Source organism: Nonomuraea longispora, assembly GCF_004348345.1.
Taxonomy (GTDB): Bacteria; Actinomycetota; Actinomycetes; order Streptosporangiales; family Streptosporangiaceae; genus Nonomuraea; species Nonomuraea longispora.
The window spans coordinates 19,183-30,775 of the sequence record NZ_SMJZ01000094.1 but is presented as its reverse complement, the minus strand read 5'-3'; the positions used below and the strand labels follow the sequence as shown (position 1 = coordinate 30,775).

Genomic DNA, 11,593 nt, shown 5'->3' with positions numbered 1-11,593 from the left:
GGGCCGGCGCGGGGGCCGGGCGGGCGTACAGCGCGGGGTCGTACGGCGAGTAGCCGCCGCCTCTCTTGGCCGGGTCTAGTGGCTGGTAGGGGCCGTTGGGGGCGAACGGGTCGCCGTAGCCGCTGTGGCCGGAGGACGTCGTCGGCGCCCGACGGGGACCGCCGGCGCGCGTCCCGTACGGCTCGGCCTGTTCGTACGGTCCGGCCTGTTCGTACGGCTCGGCCTGTTCGTACGGCTGGGACGGCCTGTACGGCTCGGACGGCCTGTACGGCGGCACGGCGTGCTCCGCCGTCACCGCGTCGCCGAGAGCCGGGTCGGGCCCGGCGGCGGCGCGCTCCTGCGCGTCCTCGCCCACCGGCCCGGTGAACTCCCGGGTCGGCTGCTCGACCGGCCGGTGGCCCGTCGTCTCCTGCGCCGCCTCGGGAATCGGGTGGCGGGTGGTTTCGTGCGCCGGCCCTTGGGACGGGTGGCGGGTCGTCCCCGGCGCCGGCTCGCCGGACCGCTCCTGGAACGGCCGGCCGGCCGCCCGCTGGGCCTGGACCTGATCGGGCGTCGCCGACTCGGCCGGACCCGGCGCGGGCGTCTCCCGCGAGGGCGACGACGTCTGCGCGGTCTCGTCCAAGCCTGTGCGTGCGGACTGCGGCCGCACCGGCGGCGTCGTGCACGACGCCGCCTGCCGCTCGCCGTCGGTCCTGCGCCTGCCGAGCCGCTCGGGCATCGACCGGGCCAGCCCCAGCAGGTCGACCCCGCTCGCGTGCGCGGCCAGCAGCGACACCGCCAGGAACACGCCCACGACGAGCGTGCCCACGTCCAGCCACACCGTCGCCAGGTTGAGCCCCAGGCCGCACGCCAGGACCGCGCCCATCAGCGCCATCACGGTGTCCGCGTCGAAGTCGCGGCCGGTCCACTGCTCGATGAGGCCGGATTTGCCGTTCGGCTCCTTCATCAGCAGGAACGCCGAGAGGTAGAGGAACAAGCCGATGCCCGAGCCGAACATCAGCACCGCGAAGCCCACGCGGAACACCACGGGGTCGATGCCGGTGTGCCGCCCGAGGCCCGCGCAGACTCCCATGAGGAAGCGCCCCTCGCTGCTGCGTCGCAGCACACGGTGAGGGGCGGCCGGTTCCCTGGGCGGAGCTTCTGTCATGTCACCATCGTGTACCTGTGTGCCGGGTGCCCGCATCCGGGACACCCCTGACCCGACCCGGGGGTCGTTCCCGGATGCCTCGATGCCCGGGACATGTGACTATGGCCATGTTATGGCTGACCAGAAGACACTCGCCGAGCCCAGTGGCGAAACGCCTTACCGGCGGATGATGCGCCCCATGGAGGGCCGCCTGATGGGCGGCGTGGCCCAGGGGCTGGCGACGCAGCTCTCGCTTGATCCGGTGGTGATCAGGCTGATGTTCGTGCTGCTCAGCGCGGTCAACGGGGTCGGCATGGTCGCGTACGCGGTGCTGTGGATGATCGCGCCGAAGCAGCCGTACAAGGGGGCTGCTCCGCCGCCGCGTGACTGGAGCCAGCTCGCCGCGTTCAGCGCGATCGGGGTGGCGCTGCTCGCGTTCGGCTGGCTGACGGGCGCCTCCCAGGGCGGCATCGGCATGCTGCCGTTCGCGGTGGGCGGGATCGGCGCCCTGATCCTCTGGCAGCAGGCCGACCCGGAACGCCGCAAGAACTGGATGAGCGGCGCGGCGCTCAGCATGCGGAAGAACCGGGTGCGCTCGCTGCTCGGCGTGGCGCTCGTCGTGATCGGCGGGGCCGGGTTCCTGGCGGCCCAGGGCGAGCTGGCCCAGGCCAGCCAGGGGCTGCTGTTCACCGGAGTCGTGGTCGGCGGTCTGGCCGTCATCGCCGCTCCCTGGCTGGCGGGCCTGTGGAAGGAGCTGCAGCTCGAACGGCGTGAACGCATCAGGCAGGAGGAACGCGCCGAAGTCGCCGCCATGGTGCACGACTCGGTGCTCCACACGCTGACGCTGATCCAGCGGGTCGCCCACGACCAGCGCGAGGTCACCCGCCTGGCCCGCGCGCAGGAGCGCGACCTGCGCAACTGGCTGTACCAGCCGGCCCAGGACGCCGACGCCACGGTGGCGGCCGCCGTACGCAGGATCGCCGCCGAGGAGGAGGACGCGCACGGCGTGCCCATCGAGGTGGTCTGCGTCGGGGACATCGACCTCGACTCGGCGGGCAAGCTGGCCGCCATGCTGAAGGCGTCCAGGCAGGCGATGGTCAACGCCGCCAAATACTCTGGTAGTCCGTCCATTTCCGTCTATACGGAAGTAGAGGGTGAAGAGGTCGCGATTTTCGTGAAGGATCGTGGCAAGGGGTTCGACCTTGAGGCCGTCCCCCTCGACAGGATGGGAATCAGAGAGTCCATCATCGGCAGAATGGAACGTCACGGAGGCGCAGCCAGAGTGCGCACCGAGCCCGGCGAGGGCACGGAAGTGATGTTGACCATGAAGGTGGAGAAGGCATGACGCGAGTGTTGATCGTCGATGATCACCGGCTGTTCCGTTCCGGCGTGCGCGCCGAACTCGGCGACTCGATCGAGGTGGTGGGCGAGGCCGAGGACGTGGACTCCGCGGTCAAGGCGATCGCCGAGCAGCAGCCCGACGTGGTGCTGCTCGACGTGCACATGCCCGGAGGCGGCGGCCAGGAGGTGCTGCGCCGCGTCCTCGGCTCCGGCTCCCAGGTGCGTTTTCTCGCCCTGTCCGTCTCCGACGCCGCCGAGGACGTCATCGGCGTCATCCGGGGCGGCGCCAGGGGCTATGTCACCAAGAACATCAGCGGCAAGGAGCTGACCGACGCCATCCGCAGGGTGTCGGAAGGCGACGCCGTCTTCTCGCCGCGGCTGGCCGGCTTCGTGCTGGACGCGTTCGCCTCGTCGGAGGCGCCCTCGATCGACCCGGAGCTCGACTCGCTGACGCAGCGCGAGCGCGAGGTGCTGCGGCTGATCGCGCGCGGTTACGCGTACAAGGAGATCGCGAAGGAGTTGTTCATCTCCGTCAAGACCGTGGAGACGCACGTCTCGTCGGTGCTGCGCAAGCTCCAGCTCTCCAACCGCCACGAGCTCTCACGCTGGGCCACCGCCCGCCGCCTGGTCTGAACGCCCGCGCGGGCGCGCGGGCCGGCTCACAACTTCTCAAGCGGTGCGTACGCCAGCAGCAACGTCTTCTCCCCGCCCCCGCCGAAGTCGATCTTGACCTTGGTCTTCTCCGCCACGCCGTCCACGGACACCACCGTGCCGAGCCCGAACGCGTCATGGGTGACCCGGTCGCCCGGCGCCAGCGACGGCACGGTGCGCCCGCCGCTCTTCGCCGGGGCTGGCCGGGCGGCCGGCTCGCGCCGGGTGGCCGCGCTCCAAGCGGACTTCTCCGGGTCGGTGCGCCAGTCGATGAGCTGCCCCGGCACCTCGCTGACGAAGCGGGAGGCGGGATTGAACGACGGCGCCCCCCAGGAGCTGCGCACGGCCGCCCGCGTGAGGTAGAGCCGCTGCCGGGCCCGGGTGATGCCGACGTAGGCCAGCCGCCGCTCCTCCTCCAGTTCCTTGGGCTCGCTCAGTGACCTGACGTGCGGGAACACGCCGTCCTCCATCGCCGTCAGGAAGACGACGGGGAACTCCAGGCCCTTGGCGGTGTGCAGGGTCATCAGCGTGACGACGCCCTGGCCGCCGTCGGCGTCGGGGATCTGGTCGGCGTCGGCCACCAGCGACACCTGCTCAAGGAACTCGACCAGCGTGCCCTCGGGGTTGGCCTCCTCGAACTCGGAGGCGACGGAGATGAGCTCGTTGAGGTTTTCCAGGCGCGACTCGTCCTGCGGATCTTCTGAGGCCTCCAGCTCGGCGCGGTAGCCGGTGGCCACCAGCACCTCCTCGGCCAGCGCGGACGGCGGGACGCCCTCGGCCTTGCCGATCAGCTCCTCGATCATCGCGACGAACTCGCGCACCGCGTTGAGCGAGCGGGTGGCCATGCCGTGCGCCTCGTCGGCCCGGCGCAGCGCGTCCCAGAACGAGATGCGCTCGCGCGACGACAGCGCCTCGATCATGGCCTCGGCCCGGTCGCCGATGCCGCGCTTGGGCACGTTGAGTATGCGCCGCAGCGACACGACGTCGGCCGGGTTGGCCAGCACCCGCAGGTAGGCCAGCAGGTCCTTGACCTCCTTGCGCTCGTAGAAGCGCACGCCCCCGACCACCTTGTAGGGCAGGCCGGTGCGGATGAAGATCTCCTCGAAGACGCGGGAGGCGGCGTTGGTGCGGTAGAAGACCGCGACGTCGCCGGCCTTGACGCCCTCCTCGTCGCTGAGCCGATCGACCTCCTGGGCCACGAACATGGCCTCGTCGTGCTCGTTGTCGGCGACGTAGCCCACGATCTTGGGGCCGTCGCCCTGGTCGGACCAGAGGTTCTTCGGCTTGCGCGACTCGTTGCGCGCGATGACGGCGTTGGCGGCGGCCAGAATGTTCTGGGTGGAGCGGTAGTTCTGCTCCAGCAGGATCGTGCGCGCGTCGGGATAGTCGCGCTCGAACTCCAGGATGTTGCGGATCGTCGCGCCGCGGAAGGCATAGATCGACTGGTCGGCGTCGCCCACCACGCACAGCTCCGACTGGCCGGCCCCCGACCGCACGAGGTCGCCGTCGGCGGTGCGCAGCTCGGGACGCCCGACCAGCTCCCTGATCAGGATGTATTGGGCGTGGTTGGTGTCCTGGTATTCGTCGACGAGCACGTGCCTGAAGCGCATCCGGTAGTGCTCGGCCACCTCGGGGAAGAGCTGGAACAACGTCACCGTGTTCATGATGATGTCGTCGAAGTCCATCGCGCCGGCCTCGGTCAGCTTGAGCTGATAGGCCTTGTACGCCTGCGCGAGCGTCTTCTCCAGGTGTGAGCCGGCCTTGTCGAGCGCGGTCTCGTAGTCGATCAGCTCGTTCTTGAAGTTGCTGACCTGGGCGGAGAAGGAGCGCGGCGGATAACGCTTCGGGTCGAGCTCCATCTCCCTGCAGACCATCGCCATGAGCCGCTGCGAGTCGGCCTGGTCGTAGATCGAGAAGCTGGACGGGAAGCCCAGCCGCTTGGCCTCCCGGCGCAGGATGCGCATGCAGGCGCTGTGGAACGTCATCACCCACATGGCCTTGGAGCGCGGCCCGACCAGCTGGTCGATGCGCTCCTTCATCTCCTTGGCGGCCTTGTTCGTGAAGGTGATGGCGAGGATCTCGCCCGGATGGGCCTCGCGCTCGGCCAGCAGATAGGCGATGCGATGTGTCAGCACCCGCGTCTTGCCCGACCCCGCGCCCGCGACGATGAGCAGCGGGCTGCCATGATGGATCACGGCCTCACGCTGCTGCGGGTTGAGGCCATCGAGCAAGGGGTGGTCAACGGAGACTTGGGTCGGCACCCACCCAGGGTAAGACGCCCCACCGACAAACGTGGCACGGAATGCGATCGCCGGGGCTCAGGTTGTGCTCGACGGAAGGCGCGGAAAGGGGAAGCATGCTGCCGGACAGCGAGATCAACCGGGTTCTTGTCGTGACCGCCCATCCGGACGACGCCGATTTCGGTGCCGCCGGGAGCGTGGCGCTGCTCGCCGACAGGGGCGTGGAGGTCACCTACCTGCTGGTCACGGACGGAGACGCGGGCGGCAACGAACGCACTCTGGACAACTCGGGCATGGCCGAGCTGCGCAGGACCGAGCAGCGGGCCGCCGCCAAGGCGGTCGGCGTCACGGATCTGCGTTTCCTCGGTCATCCGGACGGTCAGGTGGTGCCGTCACTGGAGCTGAGACGCGACATCGCCCGGGTGATCCGCCAGGTCAGGCCCGACCTGGTCATCACCCACCACCCCGACCGTAACTACGGGTTCATCGCGCCCAGTCATCCCGACCATCGCGCGGTGGGCGGCGCCGCCCTCGACGCCGTCTACCCCGACGCCCGCAACCCCTACGCCTTCCCCGAACTGGCGCGGGACGAAGGCCTGGAGGCGTGGACCGTGCGTGAGGTGTGGCTGACCGGCGGCCCCGCACCCGACCACTGGGTGGACGTCACCAGCGCCATGGACCGCAAGCTCGCGGCCTTGCAGTCACATGTGAGCCAGGTCGCCCACGTCGAGGGCTTCGCCGACTTCGTCAAGAGCCGCTTCGCGGCCTGGGGTGAGCAGGCCGGCTTCGGCGTGGGCCGCTACGCGGAGGGCTTCCAGGTCGTCTCCACGGCCTGACCTCCGGATGATCCCGGTCTACGGCACCGAACCGGGTGTCCCCACCCAGAGCGCGGGCTGCCCCGTGATCTCAGAGATGACGTCGAAGTCGCGGTTGTAGTGCAGGATCGCCGCCCCGTAGAGGCGGCGAGGCGGGCGAAGAGATAGCCGAAAGAGTTGGTCGCCAGGTGCAGCATCACCGGGGTGAGCAGTCCGCCGCGGCGGCGCAGCTCGCAGAACAGCACGCCCGCCGCCGCCGTGGACACCACGCTGCCCGCCACCACGCGCGCGGTGTCGAGGCGGCCGGGGGACTCGTCGGCGACCAGAGCGCCGAGCGCGGGGTTGGCGCGGGCCATGTCGATGGCCGGAAGGATGTGCCAGAGGCCGAACAGGGCGGAGGACACCCCGGTGGCGGCCACTGCGCCGTGCCGCCGGCGCAGCAGCGCGTGGAGTGCGCCTCTGAAGCCCACCTCCTCCAGCAGAACCGTGCCGAAAGGCACCTGGATCAGTGCCTCCTCCCAGACGCGGGCGCGTGAGAGCGACAGCGCGCGGTCGTCGTGGAAGAGCCGCCTGGTGCGCGGCATCGAGATGCCGGCCGCGTAGACGGCGGCCACCCCCGCGGCCAGGGCGCCGCCCGCGATCGCGCCGCGGCGGCCGTGCTCGAAGCCGAGCTCCTTCCACGACAGACCCGACCTGCGCGCCATCGCCACCAGGGCGGCCGTCGCCGCGGCGGACGTCAGCGGGCCCAGCCTGGGAGCGATCTTGTTATTCATGATGTTGGCGGCGGCGAGGATCGCGATCGAGCGAAGCAGCACTCCTGCAGACTACGTCGCCCGCGCCGTCACGAGGCGGCGGGACGGCGCCAGCCCGCGGGAAAGCGGGTGCGGCGGCGCTCCTCCGGCGTGAGGCCGCCCCAGATGCCCTCCGCCTCGCCTGTCCTCAGCGCGTACGAACGGCATTCCTCGATGACCTGGCAGCCGGCGCAGACCGCTTTGGCCCGAGCCTCCTGCAACGGGGTGGGGGCCAGGGGGAAGAAGAGGTCAGGGTCGCTGAACCTGCACGCGCCCCTGCGCAGCCAGGGGATCTCCTCCAGTGACATGGGTCAAAGGTAAGGCGTGGTCATGATCAGACACATCATCCTCTCGGTTGACGCGCTCATACATCCCTGGGATTGAGGCCGGCCGGGCCCGTACGGCGTCAGCAGGCGTTCACCCCGTCCCGGTATCCCGCCGCGAACGACGCCTGACGTTGCTCCGCCGTGCCGTGCGCCGAGGGGTCGAGCCAGTCGTCCGTGGGGTCGCCCGCCGCCTCCAGGCTGTAGAGCAGTTCCTCCTCGTCGCCCTCCTCCGCCCGCAACGCGCCCGAGCGCACCAGGGCCGACAGGGTGCCGCCCGCGTAGCAGTCGGCCTGGAGCTCTACCTGCACGTTCAGCTGGAAGCCGGTCCGGAGCTGCGCCTGCACGGCGTGCCCGATCTCATGCGGGATGATGACGTAGACCGAGCCGTCGCCCATCTCCGTCCACAACATCTCCATCCAATCCCGGTCATAGGCGACGAAGTGGCCGAGCGGGCAGTAGAAGGCGTTGTTCGGGGCGGCGGGCTCATTGCCGCAGGCCGGGCCGGAGCGGCCCGAATAGGGGACGAAGGCGGTCAGCGGCCGATAGTTCCTGCCTAACTGCTCGAACTGCTGTTTCCAGAAGGCCTCCGACAACGTGCGCGCGGTGCGGACGTCCTCCTCGAAGGAGTCGGCGCCCTCGTTGTCCATCGACGTCGGCCGCATGATGCCGCACGCGCCGGCCAGCAGGACCAGGACGAGGGCCAAAGCTCGTTTCACGGGCTTCACGCATCCCAAGTGTGCACGGGTTCGTTGCTGTGCATGCGCTCGATGTAGTCCAGCGTCATGGCACGCAGCGCCTGGTGCCGGTCGCCTCCGTGCGCGTTCGCGTGCTCCACCTGCCAGCTCGCCCCCGTACGGCCGGCGATGCAGCGTCCCTCGATGATGCCGAGCAGCCGGTCGGCGACCGGGCCGTCCACGCCCCACGCGGCCAGCCCCTCCCGCGCCATGGGCAGCAGGCGGCGGAGGATCAGCTCGGCCGCCGGCACCTCGCCCACGCCCGGCCAGTACAGGCGCGCGTCCAGCCCGTGCCGGGCCGCGGCGGCGAGGTTGTCGGCCGCCGCCTGGAACGACATCCGGCTCCAGAGCGGCCGCTGGGCGTACGGCAGGACGCGCATCAACCCGTAGTAGAAGGCCGCGTTGGCGGCGATGTCGGCCACGGACGGCCCGGCGGGCAGCACCCGGTTCTCGATGCGCAGGTGCGGGACCCCGTCCACCACCGCGTACACCGGCCGGTTCCAGCGGTAGATCGTGCCGTTGTGCAGGGTGAGCTCGTGCAGTTCCGGCATGCGGCCCTGTTCGAGCTCCACGCGGGGGTCCTCGCTCTCGCAGAGCGGCAGCAGAGCAGGGAAGTAGCTGACGTTCTCCTCGAACAGGTCGAAGACGCTCGTGATCCACCGTTCGCCGAACCACACTCTCGGCCGTACGCCCTGCGTCTTCAGCTCCGCCGGCCGCGTGTCCGTGGCCTGCTCGAACAGCGCCATCCTGGTCTCGCGGTGCAACTCCTTGCCGAACAGGTACGGCGAGTTGGCCGCGACCGCGACCTGAGGGGCGGCGATGATCTGGGCCGCGTTCCAATGGGCGGCGAACGCCTCGGGGCTGACCTGGAGGTGGAGTTGCACGCTGGTGCAGGCGGCCTCGGGCGTGATGCTGTCCGCGTGCGTGTCGAGGCGTTCGACGCCGTCGATGGCCAGGTGCAGGTCCTCGCCGCGGGCCGCGAAGATCTGCTCGTTGAGCAGCCGGTAGCGGGGGTTCGCCGAGAGCGTGCCCTCGCCGATGTCCTGCTCGCGCAGCGTGGGCAGGATGCCGATCAGGACCAGGTGGGCGTCCTGCGAACGGGCGCGCTCCTCGGCGTGGTTGAGCCGGGCCCTGACGTCGTCCTCCAGGCGGAGCGCGCCGTCCCCGCCCAACTCCTGGGGTTCGATGTTGATCTCGATGTTGAACTGGCCCAGCTCCGTCGCCCAGTCCGGCCGCTCGATGGCGGCGAGCACCTGGGCGTTGCGCATGACGGCCTCGCCGTGCGCGTCCACGATGTTGAGCTCGATTTCCAGGCCGGCGAGCGGGCGTTCGAAGTCGAAACGGGACTCGCGCAACATCTGGGCGAAGACGTCGAGACATCGACGCACCTTCTCCCGATATTTCCGGCGGTCGTCCCGGCTGAAGACGACAACTGGAACATCCCTCCCCATACCACGAAATGTCGCACGCCCACGCCCCCAAAACCAGCGCGCAGCCCAGTATTTACCGCGCACTGAGCCCCACATGAACCCAGGAACCCACCCGCGCGACCACCAACCGTCCGGCGGGGCGTCGCGCGGTGACGGCGGCCGTCGCGATGAGCGAGCGGGCGAGGCGGGCGCGGACCACACCGTCGACGAGGACTCGCCGCTCGCCCCTCAGAGCCCGTACGCGCGGACCAAGGCCGTGTGCGAGGCCATGTTCGCCGACATCGCGGCCAGTCGTCCGATCAAAATCCTGTCCCTGCGCTACTTCAACCCCATCGGCGCCGACCCGCGGATGCGTACCGGCCTGCAGGTGCGCCGTCCCAGCCACGCCCCGGGCAAGATGATCGAGGCGTACGAGGACGGCGTGCCCTTCCAGATCACCGGCACCGCCTACCCCACGAGAGACGGCACCGGAATCCGCGACTACGTGCACGTATGGGATCTGGCGACCGCGCACGTGGCCGCCCTGCGCAGGTTCGACGCGCTGGACACCGACGTGGTCAACCTGGGCACCGGCGCGGGCACCACGGTCCGCGAGCTGGCCGAGGCGTTCAACCGGGTCGTGGACCGTCCCATCGAGGTCGTCGAGGCCCCCGCCCGCCCCGGCGACGTGCCCGGCGCCTACACGCGCAGCGACCGGGCCCGACGCCTGCTGGACTGGCAGACCCGCTACTCCCTCGATGAGGGCGTCAGGCACTCGCTCGAATGGGCGGCACTCCGGGAGTCCAGACTGGGCTGAGCCCGGCCGTCCCTCTCCCGCGCCGCCGCGCCCGTCCCGTCCGGTACGCGCTGGTACGCGCCTCTCCCGTCCGGTACGCGCCTCTTCCGTCCTCAGGTGGGAGAGGCGCGCACGGCCCGGCAGGTCAGCCGGTGACGGCGTACGCGCCGAGGGGGATCTCGGTCAGGCTGGGGATGTCGTCCGCGCTGTCCTCGAACGAGGTCGCGACGTCCTTCGCCGGCGGCGCCTTGATCGACACGGCCTTGCCCCAGCCGGTGTATCTCGTGTCCACGCTCACGCGGCCCTCGTCGCCGAGGCCGTGCACCGAGGTCGAGAACGTCGTCACAAGGCGCGTCGGCAGGCCGGCCGCGTTCACGGTGAGCCTCCACTTGATCGGGCTCTTCATCGCCTTGGCGCTCGGCGAGCCGAGCGACGATCCCGCGCGCAGCCAGGGCGAGGCCTTCCACAGTGCGCCCAGCTTGATCGTGCCCGTGTAGCCGTGGCTGGTGGCCTTGGCGCCCTTGAGCAGGGTCTTGAGCGTGGAGTGTTCGCCGAGGTTGACGAACTGGCCGAATGTGGCGGTGGCGCCGCCGGCCAGGCCCTTGGCCGCCTTGAACCAGGTCTTGCCCTCGGGCAGCAGGGTCGCCCACATGTTGCCGGAGAGGTAGGACGTGGTGCCGATCTTGATCGTGCGCTCAGGCTTGGCGATTGCCCTGAGGGACTCGCCGAACTCGTCGTCCGGCGCGGCGGCCAGGTCCTTGGACGTGATGTTGAGCTTGCCGGTGATGTCGGAGGCGGCGATGCCCGACTTGCCGAACTGCAGGGTGCCGCTGCGCCGGAGGAACACCTCGCGCCGGGCGCCCTGGCTGATCGTCGTGCGCTCGGTGAAGCTCACACCCTTGCCGGGGGCCATCCGCTTCTTGACGGCCGCCACGGGGTCCTTGGGGGCGGCCATCGCCGGGGTGGCGGTCACCAGTGCGGCGGTCGTGACTAACGCCACGCCGGTAAGGATTCGCTTCATGCGGATTTCCTTCGTCAAGTCGTGTTGTTGAGGTCAAGGCGTAAGTTCACCTTGTGAAGCGGCTCGGCGAAGCCGGACATTACGGAATGCCGCCGAGCGAGTTCAGCGCGTGGTTCAGGTCTTCCTCAAGGACCCCGCATGCCCCCGGAGGCGCGGCCGTGGTCACCGCCAGGCCCGCGACAAATCCATTCATACGAGGTCCCTATGGTTCCAAAAGGAAGAGAAGGAGATCCTGCCAATCGAAGATCACGACCGTATATCGAGAACTAGGGCGTATGCCATCGAATCGGTGCAAAATTCGTGCAGGTGCCGTCGTGGAGAAGTGAGATCACCGTCACATAGC

At 69.9% G+C, this 11,593-nt stretch carries 11 protein-coding genes; 4 read left to right on the top strand and 7 right to left on the bottom strand.

Going from position 1 to position 11,593, the window contains the following annotated elements:
- A partial coding sequence (locus E1267_RS23700; RefSeq protein ID WP_165959755.1) for a PspC domain-containing protein occupies positions 1–1,147 on the bottom strand: 1,147 nt, incomplete at its 3' end.
- Between the two features lie 112 nt (positions 1,148–1,259).
- Here E1267_RS23700 and E1267_RS23695 point away from each other — a divergent pair.
- Both E1267_RS23695 and E1267_RS23690 read left to right on the top strand, forming a co-directional pair.
- Positions 1,260–2,471, top strand: a complete 1,212-nt coding sequence (locus tag E1267_RS23695) for an ATP-binding protein (protein WP_132335038.1) — start codon at positions 1,260–1,262, stop codon at positions 2,469–2,471.
- Positions 2,468–3,100 (top strand): response regulator, encoded by a 633-nt coding sequence (locus E1267_RS23690; protein WP_132335036.1) that lies wholly within the window; start codon positions 2,468–2,470, stop codon positions 3,098–3,100. Before E1267_RS23695 ends, E1267_RS23690 begins: the two co-directional genes overlap by 4 nt.
- 26 nt (positions 3,101–3,126) lie before the next feature.
- Here E1267_RS23690 and pcrA read toward each other — a convergent pair whose 3' ends face one another.
- On the bottom strand, positions 3,127–5,379 hold the full coding sequence (gene pcrA, locus E1267_RS23685; RefSeq protein WP_484213943.1) for a DNA helicase PcrA: 2,253 nt from the start codon (positions 5,377–5,379) through the stop codon (positions 3,127–3,129).
- A gap of 95 nt (positions 5,380–5,474) precedes the next feature.
- Here pcrA and E1267_RS23680 point away from each other — a divergent pair, with 95 nt between their 5' ends.
- Positions 5,475–6,194, top strand: coding sequence for a PIG-L deacetylase family protein (locus E1267_RS23680; protein ID WP_132335034.1), 720 nt, complete (start codon positions 5,475–5,477; stop codon positions 6,192–6,194).
- On the opposite strand, the gene E1267_RS23675 is transcribed toward E1267_RS23680, so the two are convergent.
- The 4 genes from E1267_RS23675 to E1267_RS23660 form a co-directional block, all read right to left on the bottom strand.
- Positions 6,158–6,988, bottom strand: coding sequence for a CPBP family intramembrane glutamic endopeptidase (locus E1267_RS23675; protein WP_132335032.1), 831 nt, complete (start codon positions 6,986–6,988; stop codon positions 6,158–6,160). The two genes, E1267_RS23680 and E1267_RS23675, sit on opposite strands and share 37 nt — an antisense overlap.
- A gap of 26 nt (positions 6,989–7,014) precedes the next feature.
- On the bottom strand, positions 7,015–7,272 hold the full coding sequence (locus E1267_RS23670) for a WhiB family transcriptional regulator (RefSeq protein ID WP_132335030.1): 258 nt from the start codon (positions 7,270–7,272) through the stop codon (positions 7,015–7,017).
- A gap of 98 nt (positions 7,273–7,370) precedes the next feature.
- On the bottom strand, positions 7,371–8,006 hold the full coding sequence (locus E1267_RS23665) for a neutral zinc metallopeptidase (protein WP_246064193.1): 636 nt from the start codon (positions 8,004–8,006) through the stop codon (positions 7,371–7,373).
- Positions 8,007–8,011: 5 nt separating this feature from the next.
- Positions 8,012–9,412: a glutamate-cysteine ligase family protein gene (locus E1267_RS23660; protein ID WP_246064190.1), complete on the bottom strand. Its 1,401-nt coding sequence runs from the start codon at positions 9,410–9,412 to the stop codon at positions 8,012–8,014.
- Between the two features lie 136 nt (positions 9,413–9,548).
- Between E1267_RS23660 and E1267_RS23655 the strand changes: the two genes are divergently transcribed.
- Positions 9,549–10,250: an NAD-dependent epimerase/dehydratase family protein gene (locus E1267_RS23655; RefSeq protein ID WP_132335026.1), complete on the top strand. Its 702-nt coding sequence runs from the start codon at positions 9,549–9,551 to the stop codon at positions 10,248–10,250.
- Positions 10,251–10,374: 124 nt separating this feature from the next.
- Here E1267_RS23655 and E1267_RS23650 read toward each other — a convergent pair whose 3' ends face one another.
- Positions 10,375–11,250 carry a hypothetical protein gene (locus tag E1267_RS23650; protein WP_132335024.1) on the bottom strand — a complete coding sequence of 292 codons (876 nt, stop codon included), beginning with the start codon at positions 11,248–11,250 and terminating at the stop codon, positions 10,375–10,377.
- Positions 11,251–11,593: the final 343 nt, after the last annotated feature.